19 protein-coding genes are annotated in these 23,805 nt (G+C 70.5%); 12 read left to right on the top strand and 7 right to left on the bottom strand.

Annotation, left to right across the window (positions count from 1 at the left end; genetic code table 11):
* Nucleotides 1-6 precede the first annotated feature (6 nt).
* Both EV671_RS21730 and EV671_RS21725 read left to right on the top strand, forming a co-directional pair.
* The gene (locus EV671_RS21730; RefSeq protein ID WP_132575734.1) at nt 7-1,158 is read left to right on the top strand and encodes a methionine aminotransferase; all 1,152 of its coding nucleotides are present in this window, start codon (nt 7-9) and stop codon (nt 1,156-1,158) included.
* Between the two features lie 98 nt (nt 1,159-1,256).
* A complete protein-coding gene (locus EV671_RS21725; RefSeq protein ID WP_132575732.1) occupies nt 1,257-1,940 on the top strand; it encodes a type IV pili methyl-accepting chemotaxis transducer N-terminal domain-containing protein in 684 nt (227 codons plus the stop codon).
* A gap of 154 nt (nt 1,941-2,094) precedes the next feature.
* Here the strand turns inward: EV671_RS21725 and EV671_RS21720 are convergent, their stop codons facing one another.
* Nucleotides 2,095-2,466 carry a MerR family transcriptional regulator gene (locus tag EV671_RS21720; protein WP_132575730.1) on the bottom strand — a complete coding sequence of 124 codons (372 nt, stop codon included), beginning with the start codon at nt 2,464-2,466 and terminating at the stop codon, nt 2,095-2,097.
* An 89-nt stretch (nt 2,467-2,555) separates the two neighbouring features.
* On the opposite strand from EV671_RS21720, the gene EV671_RS21715 reads away from it, so the two are divergent.
* Nucleotides 2,556-2,939 carry a hypothetical protein gene (locus EV671_RS21715; RefSeq protein WP_132575728.1) on the top strand — a complete coding sequence of 128 codons (384 nt, stop codon included), beginning with the start codon at nt 2,556-2,558 and terminating at the stop codon, nt 2,937-2,939.
* A 133-nt stretch (nt 2,940-3,072) separates the two neighbouring features.
* On the top strand, nt 3,073-4,935 hold the full coding sequence (ilvD, locus tag EV671_RS21710; protein ID WP_132575726.1) for a dihydroxy-acid dehydratase: 1,863 nt from the start codon (nt 3,073-3,075) through the stop codon (nt 4,933-4,935).
* A 61-nt stretch (nt 4,936-4,996) separates the two neighbouring features.
* On the opposite strand, the gene EV671_RS21705 is transcribed toward ilvD, so the two are convergent.
* The gene (locus tag EV671_RS21705; protein WP_132575712.1) at nt 4,997-5,461 is read right to left on the bottom strand and encodes a DUF4344 domain-containing metallopeptidase; all 465 of its coding nucleotides are present in this window, start codon (nt 5,459-5,461) and stop codon (nt 4,997-4,999) included.
* Between the two features lie 10 nt (nt 5,462-5,471).
* Between EV671_RS21705 and EV671_RS26860 the strand changes: the two genes are divergently transcribed.
* Nucleotides 5,472-5,624 carry a hypothetical protein gene (locus EV671_RS26860; protein WP_165917675.1) on the top strand — a complete coding sequence of 51 codons (153 nt, stop codon included), beginning with the start codon at nt 5,472-5,474 and terminating at the stop codon, nt 5,622-5,624.
* Nucleotides 5,625-6,013: 389 nt separating this feature from the next.
* Here the strand turns inward: EV671_RS26860 and exaC are convergent, their stop codons facing one another.
* Nucleotides 6,014-7,537: an acetaldehyde dehydrogenase ExaC gene (gene exaC / locus EV671_RS21700; RefSeq protein WP_132575710.1), complete on the bottom strand. Its 1,524-nt coding sequence runs from the start codon at nt 7,535-7,537 to the stop codon at nt 6,014-6,016.
* A 400-nt stretch (nt 7,538-7,937) separates the two neighbouring features.
* On the opposite strand from exaC, the gene EV671_RS21695 reads away from it, so the two are divergent.
* On the top strand, nt 7,938-9,686 hold the full coding sequence (locus EV671_RS21695) for a PQQ-dependent methanol/ethanol family dehydrogenase (RefSeq protein WP_132575708.1): 1,749 nt from the start codon (nt 7,938-7,940) through the stop codon (nt 9,684-9,686).
* Nucleotides 9,687-9,802: 116 nt separating this feature from the next.
* Nucleotides 9,803-10,111: a high-potential iron-sulfur protein gene (locus EV671_RS21690; protein ID WP_132575706.1), complete on the top strand. Its 309-nt coding sequence runs from the start codon at nt 9,803-9,805 to the stop codon at nt 10,109-10,111.
* On the opposite strand, the gene EV671_RS21685 is transcribed toward EV671_RS21690, so the two are convergent.
* From EV671_RS21685 to EV671_RS21670, 4 genes are all read right to left on the bottom strand, one after another.
* Entirely contained in the window at nt 10,108-11,094 is a 987-nt protein-coding gene (locus tag EV671_RS21685) for an FAD:protein FMN transferase (RefSeq protein WP_132575704.1), read from the bottom strand. The genes EV671_RS21690 and EV671_RS21685 overlap by 4 nt on opposite strands.
* Nucleotides 11,091-13,163, bottom strand: coding sequence for a 4Fe-4S binding protein (locus EV671_RS21680; protein WP_132575756.1), 2,073 nt, complete (start codon nt 13,161-13,163; stop codon nt 11,091-11,093). The genes EV671_RS21685 and EV671_RS21680 overlap by 4 nt, the downstream gene beginning before the upstream one ends.
* Nucleotides 13,164-13,168: 5 nt before the next feature.
* Nucleotides 13,169-14,104, bottom strand: a complete 936-nt coding sequence (pqqB, locus tag EV671_RS21675; RefSeq protein WP_132575702.1) for a pyrroloquinoline quinone biosynthesis protein PqqB — start codon at nt 14,102-14,104, stop codon at nt 13,169-13,171.
* Between the two features lie 459 nt (nt 14,105-14,563).
* A complete protein-coding gene (locus EV671_RS21670; RefSeq protein WP_132575700.1) occupies nt 14,564-16,621 on the bottom strand; it encodes a sigma-54-dependent Fis family transcriptional regulator in 2,058 nt (685 codons plus the stop codon).
* Between the two features lie 293 nt (nt 16,622-16,914).
* Between EV671_RS21670 and pedF the strand changes: the two genes are divergently transcribed.
* From pedF to EV671_RS21645, 5 genes are all read left to right on the top strand, one after another.
* Entirely contained in the window at nt 16,915-17,337 is a 423-nt protein-coding gene (pedF, locus tag EV671_RS21665; RefSeq protein WP_415840545.1) for a cytochrome c-550 PedF, read from the top strand.
* A gap of 53 nt (nt 17,338-17,390) precedes the next feature.
* Nucleotides 17,391-18,197 carry a substrate-binding periplasmic protein gene (locus EV671_RS21660; protein ID WP_243655838.1) on the top strand — a complete coding sequence of 269 codons (807 nt, stop codon included), beginning with the start codon at nt 17,391-17,393 and terminating at the stop codon, nt 18,195-18,197.
* A 32-nt stretch (nt 18,198-18,229) separates the two neighbouring features.
* Nucleotides 18,230-20,356, top strand: coding sequence for a TonB-dependent receptor family protein (locus EV671_RS21655; protein WP_132575694.1), 2,127 nt, complete (start codon nt 18,230-18,232; stop codon nt 20,354-20,356).
* 13 nt (nt 20,357-20,369) lie between these two features.
* Nucleotides 20,370-21,311: a beta-propeller fold lactonase family protein gene (locus EV671_RS21650; RefSeq protein WP_132575692.1), complete on the top strand. Its 942-nt coding sequence runs from the start codon at nt 20,370-20,372 to the stop codon at nt 21,309-21,311.
* Between the two features lie 169 nt (nt 21,312-21,480).
* Nucleotides 21,481-23,793, top strand: a complete 2,313-nt coding sequence (locus EV671_RS21645) for a TonB-dependent receptor (protein WP_132575690.1) — start codon at nt 21,481-21,483, stop codon at nt 23,791-23,793.
* Nucleotides 23,794-23,805: the final 12 nt, after the last annotated feature.

Below are 23,805 nucleotides of genomic sequence, written 5' to 3'. Positions count from 1 at the left end.
CGGGCCATGCCTGTCCTGCCCTCCAAGCTGCCCAACGCCGGCACCACCATCTTCACCGTCATGTCGGCGCTGGCCGCCGAGCATGGCGCCGTCAACCTCGGCCAGGGCTTCCCGGACTTCGGCGCCGACCCGGCCCTGCTGCAGGCCGTTACCGATGCGATGGCCGCCGGCCACAACCAATACCCGCCGATGACCGGCGTGCCGGCGCTGCGCCAGGCGGTGGCGGCCAAGCTCAATGCCCTCTACGGGTCGGCCTACGACGCGGACCGCGACATCACCATCACGGCCGGCGGCACGCAGGCCCTGTTCACGGCCCTGCAGTGCTGCGTGGGCACGGGCGACGAGGTCATCATCATCGAGCCGGCCTATGACAGCTACGACCCCGCCATCCGCCTGGCCGGCGCGGTGCCGGTGGGCGTGCCGATGACGGCGGACTATCGGCTGGACTGGACGGCCGTGCGCGCCGCCGTCACGCCGCGCACGCGAGCCCTCGTGCTGAACACGCCGCACAACCCCAGCGGTCGCGTCGCCACGGAGGACGACCTGCGCGAACTGGAGCGCATCGCCGAGCAGCACGACCTCTTCGTCATCAGCGACGAGGTCTACGAGCACATGGTCTTCGACGGCGAGCGCCACCAGAGCGTGGCGCGCCATCCCGGCCTGGCGGCGCGCAGCTTCCTCGTCGGCAGCTTCGGCAAGACCTTCCACGTCACCGGCTGGAAGGTGGGTTATGTCGCCGCGCCGGCGGCGCTCTCCGCGGCCTTCCGGCGCCTGCACCAGTACACGGTGTTCACCGTGCACACGCCGACCCAGCATGCGCTCGCCGCCTATCTGGCCCACCCGGCGCCATGGCAGGGCCTGGGCGACTTCTACCAGGCCAAGCGCGACGGCTTCCGTGCCGCGCTGGCGGGCACCAAGCTGAGGCTGCTGCCCTGCGATGGCACCTACTTCCAGACCGTGGACTACGGCGCGATCAGCGACCTGCCCGAACTGGACTTCGCGAAATGGCTGACCACCGAGATCGGCGTCGCCGCCATCCCGCTGTCGGTCTTCTACCAGCGGCCCCAGGAGCGCCGCCATGTGAGGTTCTGCTTCGCGAAGCGGGATGACACGCTGGCCGAGGCCGCACGGCGGCTGCGGCGCGGCCTGGCTGGCTGAGCGAGGGGGTTGGCACGCCCCGTGCTAACCCTAGGGTGACAGGACCGACGGCCCCGCCTGGGGAGGCGTCGGTCGTGACCCAGCTCACGGAGACACCCATGCTGCACCAATCGCGTGCCCTCGACGATGCACCAAAGCGAGCGCCCTCTGCACCGCGGCAGACGGCGGGCGAGCTGTACGGCAGGAGCATCAACCTGTCCGGCCGCCGCCGCTTCACGTCGCAGCGCCTCGTGCTGTATGCGCTGCTGGCCTCGCAGGGCCGCGAAGGCGCCCTGGCCACGGCGCGCGACGCGCTCGCGACCTTTCGCGACGCCCATCGCACCCTGCTCGACGGCGAGCTCTCGCCGGCCGCGCTCGGGGGCGAGCTCAAGCAGGCCTATTTCGGACCCGACCGCGCCGACGAGCGCATCGCCCACTTCATCGAACTGGCGCAGCGCGGGCTCGATGCCATAGCCTCCCAGGCCCAGGGCACGCCGGATCTGCTCGAGGCCCTGGTGGAAAGCGCCACGCCGCTGCTGGCCACGCTGAACAAGCTGACCCAGGTCTATGAAGACCTCGCCCGTCGGCAGGCTGCCTCGGCCAGGAAGCAGCTGACGGCCGTCATGGGCGACATCGAGCTGATTGCCAGGCACGCCCGCATCGTGTCCTTCAACGCCCAGGTCGTGGCGGCCCGCGCCGGCGTGTCGGGCCGCGAGTTCGCCGTCGTGTCGGGCGAGTTCACGCAGATCACCGGCAAGCTCGACGGCCTCGTGCGCGAGGCGGTGCGCAGCGCGGTGGCATAGATCAGCCCCTCGCCCGGTCTTGCCCCGCTGAACGCGGGCAAGCCCAGTCGGTCCCCCGGGGGGACGGCGATGCCTGCGCCATTGAGCCGCAGGCACATCGCCTACGCGGGCCGGCTTGGGAGCGGCCCGGCGCTCGGCCCGCAAATCCGCCATCTCAAGTGGGCCGCAGCGGGCAGCTCGCGCCAGTCTCCGGCGTTTCTGCCAGGCGTGCGGCCAACCCTGTGCGCAGGCTTTGCAGCGCGGCAATGCGCGCGTCGATGTCCGCCAGCTTGCGCGCCAGCGTGGCGCGCAGCGCGGGGCCGGCGTCCTGCCCTTCGGCCAGCAGGGGCAGGTCGGCCGCGATCTCGGCCAGCGTGAAGCCCAGCTGCTGGGCCGTGCGCACATAGCCCAGCCATTGCACCGCCTCCTCGGGGTAGTCGCGGTAGCCGTTGCTGGCACGGCGCGCCTGCAACAGGCCGCGCTTCTCGTAGAAGCGCAGGCTGTCGCGGCTGAGGCCGGTCAGGGAGGCGAGGGTGCCGATTCGCATGGGCAATGATGAATCCGGGGCTTGACCCTGGAGCGTAGTCGAGGGTCGAGCATGACGGCCTTCGTCACTATCCTTGTCCAGGCCCCTCCATGCCCTCCTTCAGCACCGCCCGTTTCCTGCGCGTCGTCTGGCTCAGTGCGCTCTATGACCTCGTCGTCACCGCGCCCTTTGCCACGCCCTGGACCTTCGAGCTGAGCCGGGCCCAGCTCAGCGCCGTCAACCAGTCGCTGGGCGGGCCGGCGCTGCCCGGCTTCGCCACCGTGCAGACGCTGTTTGCGCTGCTGATGGGCAGCCTCGTGCTGGTCTGGGCCGTGCTGCGGCTGCGCGGGGCGACGCTGCGCCTCGGCCGCTACGACGCCGCCGGCCGGCTGCTGTTCAGCCTTTGGATGGGCTGGGCCTGGGCGCAGGGCGGGCTGCCCGTGCTGGCGCTCTTCCTCGTCCCGGAACTGGCCTGGGCGGTCCTGCAGCTGTGACCCGTGCGGGCGCGCTGAGCGTTCGGCATGCCGCAACCGAGCTTTCGGGGCGACCCCGGAAAGCCCTCGCGGCCGAGACGCCGGGCGCGGCCTGCCGGAAAATCGGCGGCTTCCGGATTCCGCATCGCCCGCCATGCCCGCCTACCGCTCCAAGACCTCCACCGCCGGCCGCAACATGGCCGGCGCCCGCTCGCTGTGGCGCGCCACCGGCATGAAGGACGATGACTTCTCCAAGCCCATCATCGCCATCGCCAACTCCTTCACCCAGTTCGTGCCCGGCCATGTGCACCTGAAGGACCTGGGCCAGCTCGTCGCGCGCGAGATCGAGGCCGCCGGCGGCGTGGCCAAGGAGTTCAACACCATCGCCGTGGACGACGGCATCGCGATGGGCCATGACGGCATGCTGTATTCGCTGCCCAGCCGCGACATCATTGCCGACTCGGTCGAGTACATGGTCAACGCCCACTGCGCCGACGCGCTGGTGTGCATCTCCAACTGCGACAAGATCACCCCCGGCATGCTGATGGCCGCGATGCGGCTCAACATCCCCGTCGTGTTCATCAGCGGTGGCCCGATGGAGGCCGGCAAGGTGAGGCTGGCCGTGCCCGGCACGAGCAAGATCGAGATCAAGAAGCTGGACCTGATCGACGCGATGGTCATGGCCGCGGACAGCAAGGTCAGCGACGCCGACCTCGCCGAGGTCGAGCGCTCGGCCTGCCCCACCTGCGGCAGCTGCTCGGGCATGTTCACGGCCAACTCCATGAACTGCCTGACCGAGGCGCTGGGCCTTTCGCTGCCCGGCAACGGCACGGTGGTCGCCACGCATGCGGACCGCGAGGCCCTGTTCAAGCGCGCCGGCCGCACGGCCGTCGAGCTGTGCCGCCGCTACTACGAGCAGGGCGAGGAGAGCGTGCTGCCGCGTGCCATCGGCAAGAAGGCCTTCGAGAACGCGATGACGCTGGACATCGCGATGGGCGGCTCCACCAACACCATCCTGCACATCCTGGCCACGGCCCAGGAGGCCGGCATCGCCTTCGACATGACGGACATCGACCGTCTGTCGCGCGACGTGCCGCAGCTGTGCAAGGTGGCGCCCAACACCAACAAGTACCACATCGAGGACGTGCACCGCGCCGGCGGCATCATGGCCATCCTGGGCGAGCTGGACCGCGCCGGCAAGCTGCACACCGACGTGCCCACCGTGCACGCCCCGACGATGAAGGACGCGCTGGACCAGTGGGACATCGCCCGCGCGCCGAGCGAAGCCGTCAAGACCTTCTACATGGCCGGCCCGGCCGGCATCCCCACGCAGGTGGCGTTCAGCCAGAACAGCCGCTGGCCCAGCCTTGACGTGGACCGCGCCGAGGGCTGCATCCGCGCGGTGAAGCACGCGTTCTCACTGGAAGGCGGCCTGGCCGTGCTGCGCGGCAATATCGCGCTGGACGGCTGCGTCGTGAAGACCGCGGGTGTGGACGACAGCCTGATGGTCTTCGAAGGCCCGGCCCATGTGGTCGAGAGCCAGGACGAGGCGGTCGCCAACATCCTGGACGACAAGGTCAAGGCCGGCGACGTGGTGGTGGTGCGCTACGAAGGCCCCAAGGGCGGCCCCGGCATGCAGGAGATGCTCTACCCGACCAGCTACATCAAGAGCAAGGGCCTGGGCAAGGCCTGCGCGTTGCTGACCGACGGCCGCTTCTCCGGCGGCACCTCGGGCCTGTCCATCGGCCACTGCTCGCCCGAGGCGGCGGCGGGCGGCGCGATCGGCCTGGTGCGCAACGGCGACCGCATCCGCATCGACATCCCCAACCGGACGATCGACGTGCTGCTCAGCGATGAGGAACTGGCGAAGCGCCGCGCCGAGCAGGATGCGAAGGGCTGGAAGCCGGTCGAGGCGCGTCCGCGCAAGGTGTCGGCGGCGCTGAAGGCCTATGCGCTGCTGGCGACGTCGGCGGACAAGGGGGCGGTGAGGGATTTGAGCAAGCTCGAAGACGCTTGAGCCGACAAATGAACACGGCGCGGTCAGAGCGACAAGGACGATCTGACCGCCGGTGCATCCTCTAGGACTGCTGCGGCTTGATCTTCAGATATTTCTGAAACTGCTTCCTCACACCCCTGTCCAGCGTGTCGAATTCGCTTGAGCATCGGCTTGCCCTGTCCTGCGGAAGTCCGACGTATTGAGCACTCGCGTATCCACGGCTGGCATTCGCGCCGAGCGCCCAGCAAGCGAGGTTGTATACGCGTTGCTGGTCCAGACTGTGCTCGTTCGACATGAGCCGCTTCAAGGTGTCCTGATCGGCAGACGCAATGTCGTGCCCCTTGGCCATTTGTGTGAAAAGCCAGATGGTCGGTTGCACCACTGGCGTGCCTTGCGATTCGATGAAGTGGGTGGAGAAGTAGAGCGCAAACTGGTCCGCTACATCCTCCTCACGGCCTGTGATCGGAACACGATTCACTCCGATGATCGCGTGCCCTAGCTCATGAAAGAAGATGCCCCACAGTGCACCGTTAATGGTTTGGGACAAGTCTTGACGATTGGCCGTCGAGCTTTACCTCTTCGTCGAGCACCTGTTCCTGCTCGTTGAGTCGCGCTATGCCAACCAGATCCGGCGTCACTTCGACGATCGCGACCGCCACAACCTCATCGAGCCGGACTTCGACCAGCCGCCCGACGATCCGCCGTTCTGACGACGACGTCCAAGCGCTCAACCACCCAACGCCGCCATCTCTCCTGGCGGCGTTGTTCTTCGTGTCAGGCACATCGCGTCCCACGTTGCCCACGGTGCGAGTCCCGTCCAATTCTTCGCGAGACAGCAGCCTTGACTCAACCTCGAATAGCTTGGGATCGCGAGCCGAAATCTACGCGGGACGTAACAGCGCCTTCTATCCAGTTCTTGTTCATCGGCTCGCAGCTTCGCTCCACGCTTCCTCCCCACACTCGGTCGCCCTCGTGCAGTTGCGCTTTGCTTCGTTCGTCGTGACCAACTTACGGCGGGACTTGCACCCGCAAGAGTGCGCCCATGCTGGGCGCACCAAAAAGGGCGGCCGAGGCCGCCCTTGTTCTCTCTTCGGACCGCTCAGAAGAAGCCCAGCGCGTTCGGGCTGTAGCTGACCAGCAGGTTCTTGGTCTGCTGGTAGTGGTCGAGCATGGCCTTGTGGGTCTCGCGGCCGATGCCGGATTCCTTGTAGCCGCCGAAGGCCGCGTGCGCCGGGTAGGCGTGGTAGCAGTTGGTCCAGACGCGGCCGGCCTGGATGGCGCGGCCCATGCGGTAGGCGACGCTGCCGTCGCGGCTCCACACGCCGGCGCCCAGGCCGTAGGGCGTGTCGTTGGCGATCTGCAGGGCCTCGGCCTCGGTCTTGAAGGTGGTCACGGCCAGCACCGGGCCGAAGATCTCCTCGCGGAAGATGCGCATGTTGTTGTTGCCCTTGAACAGCGTCGGCTGGATGTAGTAGCCGCCGGCCAGGTCGCCGCCGAGTTCGGCGCGGTTGCCGCCGATCAGCACCTGGGCGCCTTCCTCCTTGCCCAGCGCCAGATAGGTCTGGATCTTGTCCATCTGCATGGACGAGGCCTGGGCACCCATCATCGTGTCGGTGTCCAGCGGGTTGCCCTGCTTGATCGCGGCGACGCGCTTCAGCGCGCGCTCCATGAAGCGGTCGTAGATGGACTCCTGGATCAGCGCACGGCTCGGGCAGGTGCAGACCTCACCCTGGTTGAACGCGAACAGCACCAGGCCCTCGATGGCCTTGTCGAGGAAGGCGTCGTCCTGGGCCATCACATCCTCGAAGAAGATGTTGGGGCTTTTGCCGCCCAGCTCCAGCGTGGCCGGGATCAGGTTGCTGGCCGCGGCCTGGGCGATGACCTTGCCGGTCGCGGTGGAGCCCGTGAAGGCGATCTTGGCGATGCGCTTGCTGTTGGCCAGCGGCATGCCGGCCTCGCGGCCAAAGCCGTTGACGACGTTCAGCACGCCCGGGGGCAGCAGGTCGGCGATCAGCTCGACCAGCACCAGCAGGCTGATCGGCGTGCTCTCGGCCGGCTTGAGCACGACGCAGTTGCCGGCGCCCAGGGCGGGGGCCAGCTTCCAGGCCGCCATCAGGATGGGGAAGTTCCAGGGAATGATCTGGCCGACGACGCCGAGCGGCTCGTGGAAGTGGTAGGCGATGGTGTCGTGGTCGATCTCGCTGAGCGCGCCTTCCTGCGCCCGCACGCAGCCGGCGAAGTAGCGGAAGTGGTCGCTGCTCAGCGGGATGTCGGCGTTCAGCGTCTCGCGGATCGGCTTGCCGTTGTCGACGGTCTCGGCATAGGCCAGCAGCTCGAGGTTGGCGTCGATGCGGTCGGCAATCTTCAGCAGGATGTTGGCGCGCACGGCGGCCGGCGTGGCGGCCCAGCCGGCGGCGGCGGCATGGGCGGCGTCGAGGGCCTTGTCGATGTCGGCGGCGCCGGAGCGCGCGGCCTGGGTGTAGACGCGGCCGTTGATCGGCGAGATCACGTCGAAGTACTGGCCCTCGACGGGCGGCACGAACTTGCCACCGATGAAGTTGTCGTAGCGCGGCTTGTAGGCGATCTTGGCGCCGGCTTGGCCGGGGGCGGCGTAAACGGTCATGGCTTGTCTCCTGCGGTGTCAGATGAGGGTTGGGACAGGCTCTCTTCGCAGAACCCGTGCCAGGCCGCAGAAGACGGCTTCCGGGCCTGCCGCGGGCCGCCGGGCCAAGGGAAATCACCCGCCGGCTGTTGCAGCCTGGAGCAGTGACGCACAGGACGGCACAGCCCGGCGCCGGCGCCGCGGCCGGCGGTGCTCCACGCCCCCGCTGTCACAGCACGGCGCAGCCTGCTCACGGCGCTGACAGCGGCCCCGGTGGAACCCTGCATGCCGGCGGCCGGCAAGCCCCTGGACTGCTCCATCTCGCCGCGATTTCGACTGGCATGGAGCTTGCGCTTTGGCGGGTGATCCGCTCGCCGCATCGGCATGGCGGTGCATCGCATCCAACACAGGAGACAACACCATGCAACTCAAACCTCTCGCCGCATTGCTGTCCATGAGTTTCGGCCTCGCGGCCGCCGGCGGCGCCACTGCCGCCGTGACCGACCAGATGATCGAGACCTCGGCCAAGTCCGGCCAGGAAGTCCTGTCCTGGGGCCTGGGCACGCAGGGCCAGCGCTACTCGGCGCTCAAGCAGATCAACACCGGCAACGCCGCCAAGCTGGTGCCGGCCTGGGCCTTCTCCTTCGGCGGCGAGAAGCAGCGCGGCCAGGAGTCGCAGCCGCTGATCCACAACGGCAAGATGTTCGTGACGGCCTCCTACTCGCGCATCTTCGCGCTGGACGCCGCCACCGGCAAAAAGCTCTGGAAGTACGAGCACCGCCTGCCCGAGGGCATCATGCCCTGCTGCGACGTCGTCAACCGCGGCGCGGCGCTCTACGACAACCTCGTCATCTTCGCGACGCTGGACGCCCAGCTCGTGGCGCTGGACCAGAACACCGGCGACGTGGTCTGGAAGGAAAAGGTCGATGACTACGCCGCCGGCTACTCGGCCACGGCCGCGCCCATCATCGCGGACGGCCTGCTGCTGACCGGCGTGTCGGGCGGCGAGTTCGGCGTGGTCGGCCGCGTCGAGGCGCGCGACCCGCGCACCGGCAAGATGGTCTGGACCCGCCCGACGGTGGAAGGCCACATGGGCTATCGCTGGGACAAGGACGGCAAGAAGATCGAGAACGGCGTGTCCGGCACGCCCGGCAAGAGCTGGCCGGGCGACCTGTGGAAGACCGGCGGCGCGGCCACCTGGCTGGGCGGCACCTACGACCCCAAGACCGGCCTGGCCTATTTCGGCGCCGGCAACCCCGCACCGTGGAACAGCCACCTGCGCCAGGGCGACAACCTGTTCAGCTGCTCCACCGTCGCCATCGACGTGAAGACCGGCCAGATCAAGTGGCACTACCAGGGCACGCCCAACGACGGCTGGGACTTCGACGGCGTGAACGAGTTCGTCACCTTCGACATGGACGGCAAGCGCATGGGCGGCAAGGCCGACCGCAACGGCTTCTTCTACTCCATCGACGCCAACAACGGCCAGCTGGCCAATGCCTTCCCCTTCGTCAAGAAGATCACCTGGGCCACCGGCATCGACCTGAAGACCGGCCGCCCGAACTTCGTGGCCGAGAACCGCCCCGGCGACCCGACCGCCGCGGCCGACGGCAAGAAGGGCAACTCGGTGTTCTCGGCGCCCTCCTTCCTGGGCGGCAAGAACCAGATGCCGATGGCCTACAGCCCCGACACCAAGCTCTTCTATGTGCCCGCCAACGAATGGGGCATGGAGATCTGGAACGAGCCCATCGCCTACAAGAAGGGCGCGGCCTACCTGGGCGCCGGCTTCACGATCAAGACGCTCAACGACGACTACATCGGCGCGCTGCGTGCGATGGACCCCAAGACCGGCAAGATCGTCTGGGAGGTCAAGAACGGCGCGCCGCTGTGGGGCGGCGTGCTGACCACGGCCGGCAACCTGGTGTTCTGGGGCACGCCGGAAGGCTGGCTCAAGGCCGCCGACGCCAAGACCGGCAAGGTGGTCTGGCAATTCCAGACCGGCTCGGGCGTCGTCGCGCCGCCGGTGTCCTGGCAGCAGAACGGCGAGCAGTACATCAGCGTCGTGTCCGGCTGGGGCGGTGCGGTGCCGCTGTGGGGCGGTGACGTGGCCAAGAAGGTCAACTACCTGGAGCAGGGCGGCATGGTCTGGGTCTTCAAGCTGCCGAAATAAGACCCCCCGTACTCGCTTCGCGAGCCCCCCAGGGGGCACCGTCAGTGGCCCGGCAAAGCCGGTTCCACGACGGTCGCTCGAGGGGCTCGCGTTCCGCTTCGCATCTGGAAACGAGCATGTCCCACCCCACCCGCCGCATTTTCATGTTCCAGGCCACCACGGCCTGCCTGGCCGTCCCGGCCCTGGCCCAGACCACCCCGGTCGACGAAGCCAGCGAGACCGCCGTCGCGCTGGGCTACAAGCACGACACGACGCTGGTCGACCCCGCCAAATTCCCCAAGCACCAGGCCAGCCAGCACTGCGCCAACTGCCAGTTCTGGCAGGCCAAGCCGACCGACGCGTGGAGCAATTGCGCGATGTTCGGGCGCAAGGCCCAGGTCGCCAAAAACGGCTGGTGCAACGCCTGGGCCAAGGCGCCGGGCTAAGCAGCCAGCACGCTGCGCAAGCCGGGCGTGGCGGCCCAGCGCCCGGCCTTGTCCACCCACAGCGCATCGACCTGCCACTGCCGCGCCACCTCGCGCGCCCGAGCGGGGCCGGCCATGAAGAAGACCTTGGTCAGCGCATCGGCCAGCGCGCCGCTGGCCGCAGCCACGGTGACGCTGGACAGCTGGGGCGGTGAATAGCCGGTGCGCGGGTCGAAGATGTGGTGGTGGCGGTAGTCGGGGCTGAAGAAGGTCTGGCTGTCGGCCGAGGTGCAGACGCAGCGGCCGTCGGTCAGCAGGCGGGCCAGCAAGGCGGATTCGGCGCGCGGGTCGGCGATGCCGAGCGCCCAGGGCCGGCCCTCGGCATTGCGGCCCAGTGGCGCGAAGCCGTCCACGTCGACCAGCGCATGCCTTATGCCCTGCGCGGCCAGCACCTCGCGCACGCGTTCGGCCGCATAGCCGCGCGCGATGCCGTTGAGGGTGGCGGCCCGGCCGGGCGCGGTGAAGCGCAGCCGCTCAGGTCCCAGCTCCAGCGCCTGCCAACCCACCCGCGCACGCGCCACCGCCACTTCCTGCGGGCCGGGCAGGCGGCCTTCGCGCTGGGCCCTGGCCCAGGCCTCCCACAGCGGCTGCACCGTCACGTCGAAGGCGCCACCGCTGCGTTGCGACACGTCCCGCGCGATGCGCAGCACGGCCAGCAGCTCGGGCGGCGGGTCGCGCAGTTCGCCGTCGCGGTTCAGGCGCGCCAGCGCGCTGCCGGCGTCGAAAAGGTTCATCTGCGCCTCGATGCGGCGCAGCGCGGCCACGGCGGCGTCCAGCGCGCGCTGCGCGGTGGCGGCGCTCTCGTGCCCGGCCTGCAGGCTCAGCGTGGTGCCGAAGCCCAGCAGGCTGCGGCGCTCCCAGTGCAGCGCGGCAGCGCCAGCCCCGGGCATGGCCGCCAGGGCGCCCAGGCCCAGCGCCAGCCGCAGCGCCTGGCGCCGCTTCATGCCGCCGGTGCCAGCGGAATCACCCGCTGGCGCCCCTGTGCGATCAGCGGCGCGCAGCGCTGCGGGCTGTCGTGGATGGCAACGCAGTCCAGGCATTGAAAGCACTCCTCGTAGACGATGGCGCCACCCGGGCGGATGGCCTGGTAGTCGCAGCGGTGGCGGCAGGTCTGGCAGGGCGTGCCGCATTCGGCGCGGCGCGGTATCCAGCGCAGCAGCCGCACGCGACCCAGCAGGTTCAGCCCCGCACCCAGCGGGCACAGATAGCGGCAGAAGCCCTTGTAGACGAAGGCATTGAGCAGCAGCAGGCCGACCGCCCAGGCCACGAAGGGCCAGGCGCGCACGAAGTTCAGCGTGATGACGGTCTTGAAGGGCTCGACCTCCACGGCCCGGTCCGTCCACACCGGCGAGCTGAAGGCCAGCGCCAGGATCAGCACGAGCACGACGTACTTGAGCCGCTTGAGCCGCGCATCGGTGCTGCGATGCAGCCGGATGCGCCGCAGGCCCAGGCGCTGGGCGGCCTGCGCCACCAGCTCCTGCAGCGCACCGAAGGGACACAGCCAGCCGCAGAAAGTGCCGCGCCCCCAGACCAGCAGCGTGACGGCCGTGAAGGCCCACAGCGCCACGCTGATGGGGTCGTAGAGCAGGAAGTCCAGCGAGCGCCCGGCCACGAGGGCCTGGATCGTGGCCGTCAGGTTGACGATGGACAGCTGCCCCTGCGCCCACCAGCCGATGAAGCCCAGCGTGAAGACCAGATAGGCGGTGCGAAAGCGCGCCAGCCGCGCCGGCGTGGCAACGATCCAGCGCGGCCGCGCCAGCACCATGGCCAGCAGCGCCAGCGCGGCGGCCAGCACGGCCAGCTCCCAGGCGCGCGAGCGCCAGATGGCCTGCCAGCCCTTGTCGGTGCTTTCCGGCACGATGACCTGGTCGGCCGGCAGCTGGTAGGGCACGGCGAAGCTGCGGCTGACGCGCTCGCCGAACAGCATGCCCTTCTGGCGCGTCACGCGCAGCGCGAAGTCCAGCCGGCGCGCCGGGTCCAGCCCGGCCGGGCCGATGACGCGCAAGACCTTGCTGTCGGCGCCCTGCAGCGCGGGCGGCAGTTTCAGCGGGTCGTCCAGATCGAGGTCGCGCAGCTCCAGCGGCAGCTCGCCCTGCTGCAGCGTCAGCCGGTCGGGCACCGCGCCACGCACGAACCTGTCGTCCACGAAGCTGTAGGCCCCCGTGGCGATGACGAGCAGCGCGTGGTCGCCTTCCTCGATGCGGCCCAGCAAATGCTGCCAGCCGCCTTCGCTCAGCAGGTTGCGGCCCACGGCCGGGTCGTTCAGATAGGCCAGGTAGAGCTCGCTGAAGCTGTCCTGGGCGCGGCCCGCATCGACGCCCTCCTCCACGCCGCTGCCCGCGAAGGCCTGCTCGACGGTGCCGCGCGTGATGCGCACCCGCTGCACCAGCCCGGCTGCGACGAGGGCCTGCCAGTCCATGGGCCTGAACGTGTCCTGCCGCACCCGCGCCACGCGGTCCGGGTCGGCGCCGGCGGCAAAGCCCAGCTTGGCGCGCGCCACCCGCAGCGCGCTGGCCAGCAGGCTCTGGTTGAGGATGCGCACCGAGGCCGTGGCCTTGCTGACGCCGTCGATGTAGACGTTGGCGCTGCCGGCCTGGCTGCCCCGGTTGCTGTTGGAACCGATCTTGATGTTCTGCCGCAGCGACAGGCCCGCGTACTGGCCGGCAAAGGCGAACAGCGGTGCCGGCCCCAGCCCGTCGAGGAAGACCGGCTCGTGGTGCGACAGCACCTTCACGTCCAGGAACTGCCCCTTGGTGTCCAGCGCCACCAGCAGGTTGATGGGCGTGCCGGAGAAGCCGGGGATGGGCGCGAAATCGATGGACTCGAAGACATAGCCGGCCAGCACGGTGCTCGTCAGCTCCTGCCTGAAGATGGGCCAGACAGGCAGCTGGGCGTCCTTCTCGCCCACGCTCAGCGGCGCGGGGAAGTGGCCCTGCAAGGCCTCGCGCGTCATCACGCCGGCCCGGGCCTGCGGCGCCAGGGCGATGAGCAGCAGCAACACCAGCCGGACCATGTAGCTCACAGCTCGATCACCATGCCGTCGTGCGCCACCTCGATGCCCTGCTCGGCCAGCTCGCGGCGCTGGGCGCCGCCGCGGTCGAGGATGGGGTTGCTGTGGCGGATGTGGGTCAGCACCTTGCGCGGCGCGCCGCTGGAGCGCAGCACGTCGATCATCCCGGGGCGCTCGCCGTGGCGGCGCTGCGGCAGATGGCCCTTGTCGCTGGCGCTTTCACGACCTACGCCGGCCTCGCGCGGGCCGTGCTCGGTCCAGAAGCTGCCGTCGACGACGACGCAGTCGGACTCGCGCATACAGGCCAGCTCCGGCTCGCCCACGCCGGCCAGGGCGGGCGACAGGAACAGGCGCCGGCCCGTGCGCCTGTCCTGCACCTGCAGCGCAATGCATTCGCCGGCCGCGTCGCTGCGCAGCCGCGCATGCCGCGGCGCCTGCGCCGGCACGGCCACGGCGGCAAAACTCAGCGCCGGGAAGCCCGGGATCTCGAAGCTCGCGCTGCGCGTGTCGCCGGCGATGGGCAGCATGCGCCAGCGCACGCGGCAGTAGCTCTCCAGCACGTTGAGCAGTGGCAGCTCGGCCGTCAGGTCCTCGAAGACCAGCGGCGTGGCATAGACCTCCAGCTCGCGGCTCTCGCGCAGCGACAGCAGGCCGGCCACATGGTGCAGCCGCGAGTCCAGCAGCACGACGGCGCGGATGGGTACGTCACCCGCGTGGCCAGGCTGCAGGGCCTTGGTGGCGCGGATCTGCTGGGGCAGGTCGGGGCTGGCGTTGACGAGCAGCCAGCCCTCGCCGGGCAGGCCGTCCTGCGAGATGGCGATGGAGCTTTGCGTGCGCGCGCTGGCGTCGAGTTCGCCGCGACGCCAGGCGCTGCACTGCCGGCAATGGCAGTTCCACAGCGGGAAGCCGCCGCCGGCGCCGGAGCCGAGCACGAGGAGCTTCATGGGAAGCCCCGCAGAAGGAATCGGGACATGGGAGCAGGGATTCAGGGCGATGCCCCAACGGGTGCAAAACCCGTGCCTTGCGCAGTAGCGCCATCAATCGGGGTTTTTGCTCCAGATCGGCACAGGGTTTGGCCCCCACCCCCTCGGGAAAGTCCCGGGCCGGTTTTGCGGCCCGGGAACAACGTTCACTCGCCCGAGGAGCCTGCGCGGCAGAGCGTGGCGCCCGCGTTGGGCCTGGCTGGGGCGCAGGCAAGGCGCGACGAGGCCGCGGGCTCGCGCCCGCAACGACGAGCAACGCCGCATGCGCCCCAGCCAGGCCCAACCCGGAGGGCCGGGGCGATTTGCGGGGCCATGCGGTGTTGCCGGCTCGTTGTGGGTCCCAACCCACCGCCTCGCCGGCGCCTGGCCTGGCCCCGCAACTCGCCCCGGCGCAGGCGTCACGCTCTGCCGGGCAGGCTCCTATGTGTTCCAGCGCAGCTTGCGGTAGATCGTGTTGCGGCTGATGCCCAACTGCTTGGAGGCCAGCGAGATGTTGCCGCCCACCGCATCCAGCGTGTTGCGGATCATGTCGATCTCGGCCTGGCCCAGCGTGCGCGCCGTGGCGGGCTCGGCGGTCGCGAACGCGACCGGCGGCGGAGCCGGCAGCGCGGGCGCCGCCTCGTAGGCCGGCCACGCAGGCATGGGGGCAGGCGCAGGCGGCGGTGTCAGCACGCCCACGACACGCTGGATGTCCTCGAGGAAGTCGTCGGACAGGTGGGCCGTCGTCACCAGGCGCTCGCCGGCCGACATCACGGCCGCCGTGCGCAGCACATTGGCCAGTTGGCGGATGTTGCCCGGCCACTGGTAGCGGCGGAACATGGCCAGCACCTGGGGGCTGAGCTCGGGTGTGTCCTGCGGGCGTTCGGCCTGCAGGATGCGGCGCACGATGGCCTCGATGTCGGTGCGCTCGCGCAGCGCCGGCAGGCGCAGGGCCAGGCCGTTGAGGCGGTAGTAGAGGTCCTCGCGGAAGGTCTGGGCCGCGATCATCTCGCGCAGATTGCGGTGGGTGGCGCCGATGACGGCGATGTCCACCGCAATGGACTTGGTGCTGCCCAGCGGCGTCACGCTGCGCTCCTGCAGCGCGCGCAGCAGCCGCGCCTGCAGCGGCAGCGGCATGTCGCCGATCTCGTCGAGGAAGAGCGTGCCGCCGTTGGCCTGCACCAGCCGCCCGGGCGCCCCCTTGCGGCGCGCGCCGGTGAAGGCGCCCTCCTCGTAGCCGAACAGCTCGGCCTCGATCAGGCTCTCGGGGATGGAGGCGCAGTTCACGGCCACGAAGGGCTGGCGGGCCCGGTTGGAGTCGTGGTGCACAGCGCGGGCCAGCAGCTCCTTGCCGGTGCCGGTTTCGCCCAGCACGAGCAGCGGGATGCCGCGGTCCAGCACACGCTTGACCTTCTGGATGACGGTCTCGAGCTGCGGGTCGCCGGTGCGCAGGTATTGCAGGCCGGAGAAGCGCTGGGCGCCGGTGGCGTCCAACGCGACATCGGCGACGGCATCGGCGGCGGGGACGGCCGGCGCGGGCTCGCGCGCCCCCGGCATGTCCACCGTGTCGGTCGCCGCGTGCAGGCCGGCCACGACGGGCCGCGACGGCCAGTCGAAGCGGGCGCTGACGAACAGGGTCTGGCCGGTCGGCAGGCTGAGCTGCATGGGCGGCGACAGCGGCATGCGGAAGTGGTCGTAGATCGCCGCCGGCGTCGTGCCGAACAGGCTGCTGAGGCTGCGCACGCGCAACTCGGCGCCGCTCATGCCGAGCTGGTCCAGCGCGGCGCGGTTGGCGCCCAGCAGCCGGCCCTCGGGCGACACGACGAGGATGCCCTCCAGCAGCGTGCCGATGAACTCGGGCCGGGTGTGGAAGTGCAGGCGCAGGCGGTTGTTGTAGTCGTCCGAGAGCCAGTGGTTCTCGATCATGCGCGCCGACATGCGCACCAGGCCCATGGTGTGCTGGTGGTAGCCACGGTGGTCGCCGGTCACGTCCAGCACGCCCAGCATGTTGCCGCGCGGGTCGAAGATGGGCGAGGCCGAGCAGGTCAGGAAGCTGTTGGCGTGCATGAAATGCTCGCCGCCGTGGACCAGCGTCGGTGCCTCCTCGAACAGGGCCGTGCCGATGGCATTGGTGCCCTTGGCATGTTCGGCCCAGTTCTCGCCCGGCGCCAGCGCGACGCGGTGGGCGCGCGCCAGGAAGCTGTCGTCGCCGACGGCATGCAGGATGGTGCCCTGGGCGTCGGTCAGCACGATCATGCTTTCGGTGTTGACGATCTGCTCGTAGAGCAGCTGCATCACCGGCGCGGCATGGGTGTAGAGGCGCTGGTTGCGCTCCCGCGCGAGGTTGAGGTCGCTGCGGACCAGCGGATCGAAGCCGCTCTTCTCGTGGCGCTTCAGGCCCAGGGCTTCGCTGCGCTGGTGGCTGCGCTCGATAAAGGCCTGGCGCGGCGGCGCCAGCGGCGCCGCGCCGCCCGGTGCTTCGGTCTCGATGGTGGGCATAGAGGCTGTCCTTGGCCTGCCTCCACAGGCTTGTCTCCGGAGGTGCGCGGTCGGTGCCGCGCTCGTGGGGTCTGGCGGGCATCGTGTCCCAAAGCAGTTCGCCTGTCCATCCGCGCCGTCAAACCGCGGAGCGGTCATTGTGTCAACTTGGAGCAATCCGGCCCTGGCATGTGGCTTGCAGTTCAGTGGCTGAGCCCGCAGCGGCCCCCTCGGACATCGACAAAGACGGAGACAGCCCCATGAAGTTCAATCAACCCCTGGTCATCGCCGGCAGCCTGTGCATCGCCGCCGTCATGGTCACCGTGCAGGCCTGGGCCCACGGCAACGTCACGCCGCAGGCCGTGGACACCACCAGCCTGCCCCAGCTCGGCGAGGGCTGGCGGCCCGAGAACCCCTACCGCGGCAACGAGGCCGCGATCAAGGTCGGCACCTCGGCCTTCAACCAGAACTGCGCGCGCTGCCACGGCCTGGAGGCCATCTCCGGCGGCATCGCGCCCGACCTGCGCCGCCTGGACAACGACTGTGCCTCACTGAAGGACGAGGCCAAGAAGGCTGCCTGCGTGAAGGAGAACGACGACTACTTCCTGACCACCATCCGCCACGGCCGCAGCCGCAACGGCGCGGTCTACATGCCGCCCTTCGAGGGCGTGTTCACGCAGGAAGCGATGTGGGCGATCAAGGCCTACCTGGAAACCCGCCGGGAGAAGCCGCTGTGAACCACGGTGCCCCCAAACCTGTCGCGGCGCACCGTTCCCTGAGCCGCCGGCACTTGCTGGCCTGGGCCGCCGCCGGCGCCCTCGCAGGCAACCAGGCCGGCGCCACGACGCTGGCCCAGGTGCGCGAGCGCGGCCGCCTGCTGGTGGGCCTGTACGAGGACATGCCGCCCTTCCACGTGAAGGGCCAGGGCATCGACGTGGAGCTGGGCCAGGCGCTGGCCGAGGCCATCGGCGTCAAGTTCTCGCCGCTGCCCTTCAATGCCGACGAGAACATGGGCGACGACCTGCGCAACATGGTCTGGAAGGGCCACTACCTCGGCTACGGCCCCGCCGACGTGCTGATGCACGTGCCGGTGGACCGCCCGCTGATCGAGGCCACGCCGCAGGCGAGCATCTTCGGCCCCTACTACCGCGAGCATGTCGTGCTGGCGCGCCGCGTGGACGAGCTGCCGGTGCTGGACAGCCTGGCCCAGCTCGGCAAGCGCCGCGTCGCCGTGGCCGGCCAGACCCTGGCGGGCTGGCTGCTGATCGGCGCGGACGGCGGCGCCTACCGAGAGCAGCTGCTGACGCAGTGGAAGGACGGCTGCGAGGCCGCGCGCGCGCTGCAGCGCGGCGAGGTGAGCGCCGCGGCCGGCCTGGCCTCGGAGCTGGAGACGGTGCTGGCGGGCGACGCGGCCTACCGCATCGAGCCCCTGCCCCTGCCACGCGCGCCGCGCGACGGCTGGGCCGCCGGCATGGCCGTGAAGCGCGACGCCACCGACCTCGCTCACGCCCTGCAGCAGGCCCTCAACGACCTGGAGAAGGCCGGCCGCGTGGGCGAGATCTTTGCCAAATACAAGGTGGCCTGGCGCCCCGCCTGAGCCGCCCGACAAGAAAACATCCGGAGACAGCCATGAACACCAGATTCGCGCAGCAGGCGCGAAGGACGGCCCTCGCGCTGGCGGCAGCCACGGCAGCCTCCGCCCACGCCACGCCCGCCGTCCTCGAGCCCGTCGTCGTCACGGCCACGCGCACCGAGACCTCGCCCTACGACCTGCCCGCCTCGGTCGACCGCATCGACGGCGACGCGCTGCGCGCCGGCAAGCCCCAAGTCAACATCTCCGAGGGCCTGGGCGCCGTGCCGGGCCTGCTGGCGCGCGACCGCCAGAACTACGCCCAGGACGTGCAGATCTCGGTGCGCGGCTTCGGCGCGCGGGCCAACTTCGGCATCCGCGGCGTGCGCGTCTATGTGGACGACATCCCCGCCACGCTGCCCGACGGCCAGGGCCAGATCACCAATGTCGAGCTCGGCACGGTGGGCCGCGTGGAGGTGCTGCGCGGGCCGTTCTCGGCGCTGTACGGCAACTCCTCGGGCGGCGTCATCAGCATCTATTCCGAGACCCCCAGCGGCCCGCCGCGCGTGGACGCCGGCGTGGCCTTCGGCAGCGACGGCCTGCGCCGCGTGGCCGCGTCCGCCAGCGGCAAGACCGGCGGCTTCGCCTACACGCTGGGCGCCAGCCGCTTCGAGACCGACGGCTACCGCCAGCACAGCCAGGCCGAGCGCCGCCTGGGCAATGCACGGCTGAACTGGAAGCTGGGCAGCGACACCCAGCTGACCCTCATCGCCAACAGCGTCGAGCTGCCCGAGGCCCAGGACCCGCTGGGCCTGAGCCGGGCGCAATGGCAGGCCGACCCGCGCGGCGTGGACCCATCGGCCATCAGCTTCAACACCCGCAAGACGATGAAGCAGGACCAGGGCGGCCTGGTGCTGGAGCACGGTATCGACGCGCAGAACAGCCTGCGCCTGATGGTCTACCGCGGCCACCGCACGACGGCGCAGCTCCAGTCCATCCCGGTCGCGACCCAGGCCAACCCGCTGCACCCGGGCGGCGTCATCGACCTGGCGCGCGACTACGAGGGCGCCGACCTGCGCTGGCGCTGGAAGGGCAGCACGGCCAGCCTGGTCGCCGGCATCGCCGCGGACGAGCTGCGCGAGCACCGCCTGGGCTACCAGAACTTCATCGGCACGACGCTCGGTGCTGCATTGGGAGTTCAAGGCGCGCTGCGCCGCAACGAGACCAACGACGTCAGCAGCGCCGACCCCTATCTCCAGGCCCAGTGGCAGCCCACGCCGGCCTGGCTGCTCAGCGCCGGCGTGCGCCGCGCCAGCGTGGGCTTCAACTCCAGGGACGCCTACATCACCAAGACCAACCCCGACGACAGCGGCAGCGCGCACTACGCTGCCACGCTGCCGGTGCTGGGCGCGAGCTATGCGTTCAGCGAGGCCCTGCACGCCTACGCCAGCGCCGGCCGCGGCTTCGAGACGCCCACGCTCAACGAGCTGGCCTACCGGCCCAGCGGCGCCACCGGCCTGAACTTCGGCCTGCAGGCCTCGCTCAGCCACAGCGTCGAGGCCGGCCTCAAGGCCAGGCCCTGGGCGGGCGCCGAACTCACGCTGGCCCTGTTCGAGACCGGCACCGAGCACGAGATCGTCACGCAGACCAACCTGGCCGGCCGCGCCACCTACCAGAACGCCGGCGCCACCCGCCGCCGCGGGCTGGAGGCCTCGGGCGCCTTCCAGCTCGGCGCCACGCTGCAGGCCCAGCTCGCCGCGACCTGGCTGGACGCCGTCTACCGCGACGGCTTCCTGACCTGCACCGCCACGCCCTGCGCCACGGCCAACCAGGCCGTGGCCGCCGGCAACCACATCCCCGGCATCGCGAAGACGGCGCTGTACGGCGCGCTGACCTGGCTGCCCAGCGGCGGCTGGCGGGTGGGCCTCGAAGGCCGGGCTCTGAGCAAGGTCTATGTCAACGACCTGAACAGCGACGCCGCACCCGGCTACGCGACGCTGGCCAGCTATGCCGGCTACCAGCTCAGCCTGGGCGCCTGGGACTTCGGCGCGCTGCTGCGCGTGGACAACCTGGCCAACCGCCGCTACGCCGGCTCGGTCATCGTCAACGACGGCAACGGCCGCTTCTTCGAGCCCGCGCCGGGCCGCAGCTGGCTGGCCAGCGCCAACGCTTCCTACCGCTTCTGAACCGGAGACCGCCATGCGCCGCGTCCTGCCCACCCTCACCCTGCTCGCCGCGGCCATCGCCTCGGCGCACGCAGGCCCGCTCGCCTACGTCTCCAACGAGGGCTCGGGCACGCTCAGCGTCATCGACACGGCGACCGACGCCGTGCTCTACGAGCTGCCCGCCGGCGCCAAACCGCGCGGTGCCGTCGTCAGCCCCGACGGCCGACGCGCCTACGTCAGCGACCAGCCCGGCAACCGCCTCGTCGTGCTGGACCTGGCCGCGCGCCGCCAGGCCGGCGAGATCCCGCTCGGCGAATCGCCCGAGGGCCTGGGCCAGTCGCCCGACGGCCGCTGGGTGGTGGCCGCCGTGGAGGAGAGCAACGAGGTGGTCTTCGTCGACACGCGCACGATGGCGCGCAGCTTCGGCGTCAAGGTGAAGGGCAAGAACCCCGAGCACGCCGTCTTCAGCCCCGACGGGCGCTGGGTGCTGGTCAGTGCCGAGGAGGGCAGCGCGGTGGACGTCATCGACGTGGCCAAGCGCGCCCAGGTGGCGCAGATCCCGGTGGGCACGCGGCCGCGCGGCATCGGCTTCTCGCCGGACGGGCGGCGTGCCTTCGTCGCCTCCGAGATGTCCAGCGAGATCTACGTCATCGACACGCAGAGCTTCACGGTGCAGGACAAGCTGATGGCCGGGCCCAAGAGCAACGGCATCAGCGTGCACCCCGACGGCCGGCGCGTCTTCATCTCCAACGGCGGCGACGCCACCGTCTCGGTGCTGGACGTGGACCGCATGGCCTTCATCGCCACCATCCCGGTCGGCCAGCGGCCCTGGAACATGGCGCTGACGCCCGACGGCCGCAAGCTCTATGTCGCCTGCGGGCGCTCGGGCGCCGTGTCGGTCATCGACACCGAGACACAGAAGAAGGTGGCCGACGTGGCGGTGGGCAAGCTGCCCTGGGGCGTCGTGATCCACTGAGGCGACGTTGAACAAGTCCCCGCGATGCAGCGCGCCCTGGTTGGGGATGGGCTGCAAGGCGCAAACCGCAGCCGTAGCTGGGGCTACGGCGAGGATTTGCAACGCAGCAGACCGCCCCAAGCAGGGATGCGCTGCGCGCGAGGGACTCGTTCAGCGTTGCCTTAACTCCATGCACCGCAACGGGCGCTGCTGGGCCCTGCTGGCCCTGGCCACGGCATCGGCCGCGAATGCACAGATCCAGCTCGAGCGGGTCGAGGTCGTCGGCATGTCGCCGGTCGCCGGCCTGGGCCTGCCGCGCGACCAGATCGCCGCCAATGTGCAGACCGCCCGCGCGGCCGACATCGAGCGCAGCCAGGCCGCGGACCTCACCAGCTTCATGAACCGGCGCCTGGGCAGCGTCTACCTCAACGAGATGCAGGGCAACCCGCTGCAGCCCGACGTGAACTTCCGCGGCTACACGGCCTCGCCGCTGCTGGGCTCGCAGCAGGGCCTGTCGCTCTACGTCGACGGCGTGCGCCTGAACCAGCCCTTCGGCGACGTCGTCAGCTGGGACCTCGTGCCCAAGGTGGCCATCGCCTCCGTCACGCTCAACCCCGGCTCCAACCCGCTGTTCGGCCTCAACACGCTGGGCGGCGCCCTCAGCGTGCAGACCAAGGACGGGCTGAAGAACGCCGGCAGCGCGCTGCAGCTGCAGGCCGGCGCCTTCGGCCGCCGCACGGCGGAGTTCGAGCACGGCGGCAGCACGGACGAGGGCGGGCACTGGTTCGTGGCCGGCAACAAGTTCCGCGAGGACGGCTGGCGGGTGGATTCGCCCTCCGACGTGAACCAGCTGTTCGGCAAGCTCGGCCACCGCGGCGCCGACTCCGAGCTGACGCTGAGCGCCGCGCTGGCCAGCACCGACCTCAACGGCAACGGCCTGCAGGAGCAGCGCCTGCTGGCCCGCGACCGCGCCAGCGTCTACACCCGGCCCGACAACACGAAGAACCGCGCCGCCCTCGTCAATCTCGCGCTGTCGCAGGCCCTCGGCGAGCACTGGACGCTGGCCGGCAACGCCTACGCGCGCGCCATCCTCAGCCGCAGCTTCAACGGCGACCTCAACGACGACGCGCTCGGCCAGCCCGGCGACGCCGGCATCCCCAACGGCGTCATCCACCGCAGCCGCACCCAGCAGCGCAACGCCGGCTTCAATGCCCAGCTCGGCTACGACGGCCCGCTGCTCGGGCTGGCGAGCAAATCGCTGCTCGGCGCCGCGGCCGATTTCAGCGCCAGCCATTTCACGCAGGACGCCGAGCTGGGCGACCTCAACCCCGACCGCAGCGTCAGCGGCAGCGGCGAGATGCCGGCCGATAGCCGCGTGGACTTGCTCGGCCGCACGCGCACGCTCAGCCTGTTCGCGAGCAGCGTGCTGACGCTCGGCCCGGCCACCCACCTGAGCCTGTCCGGCCGCTACAACGACAGCCGCCTGCGCAACCGCGATGCCATCAACCCCGGCGGCGGCCCCGGCTCGCTGGACGGCAGGCAGCGCTTCAGCCGCTTCAACCCGGCCATCGGCCTGAGCTTCGACCCCGTGGCCGGCGTCAATGCCTGGGCCGGCATCGGCCAGGGCAGCCGCGACCCGTCCTCCGTCGAGCTCGGCTGCGCCGACCCGGCCAACCCCTGCCGGCTGCCCAATGCCTTCGCCGGCGACCCGCCGCTCAAGCAGGTCGTCACGACCACGGTCGAGGCGGGCCTGCGCAGCGCGGCCGGCGCGCCGCTGGCCTGGAACCTGGGCCTGTTCCGCTCCGACAACCGCGACGACCTGCTCTTCGTCGCCGACGATGCGGCCGGCTTCGGCTACTTCAAGAACTTCGGCAGGACGCGCCGCCAGGGCATTGAGCTGGGCCTGAGCGTCCAGCCGGCCCGGGGGCTCACGGCGGGCGCCAACCTGACGCTGCTGGACGCCAGCTACCGCTCGGCCGAGACCGTCAACGGCGCGTCCAACAGCAGCAACGACACGGCCAGTGCCGGCCGGCCCGGCGTGGACGGCAACATCGCCATCCGCCCCGGCGACCGCATCCCCCTGGTGCCGCGCCGCATGCTCAAGCTCTATGCCGACCTGGACCTCGGCGAGGCCTGGAGCCTCGGCGCCGACGCCATCGCGACGAGCGGCGCGCCCGCGCGCGGCAACGAGAACGGCCAGCACCGGCCCGACGGCGTCTACTACCTCGGCCCCGGCCGCAGCGCCGGCCATGCGGTGCTCAATGTCACGGCGGCCTGGAAGCCGGCGAAGGGCATCAAGCTCTTCGCCCAGGTCGCCAATCTGCTGGACCGCGCCTACAGCACGGCCGCCCAGCTCGGCCCCACCGGCTTCGACGCCGCGGGCAATTTCCAGGGCCAGCCCTTCCCGGCCAACGCCAACGGCGACCACCCGCTGCGCCACGCGACCTTCTTCGCGCCGGGCGCGCCGCGCAGCGTGTCCGTCGGCCTGAAGCTCGGCTTCTAGCAAAACCCCTCG

The organism is Roseateles saccharophilus, from assembly GCF_004342485.1.
Classification (GTDB): Bacteria; Pseudomonadota; Gammaproteobacteria; order Burkholderiales; family Burkholderiaceae_C; genus Pelomonas; species Pelomonas saccharophila.
Note: the sequence above shows the minus strand (reverse complement) of the source record. Positions and strands in the feature narration are given on the sequence as shown.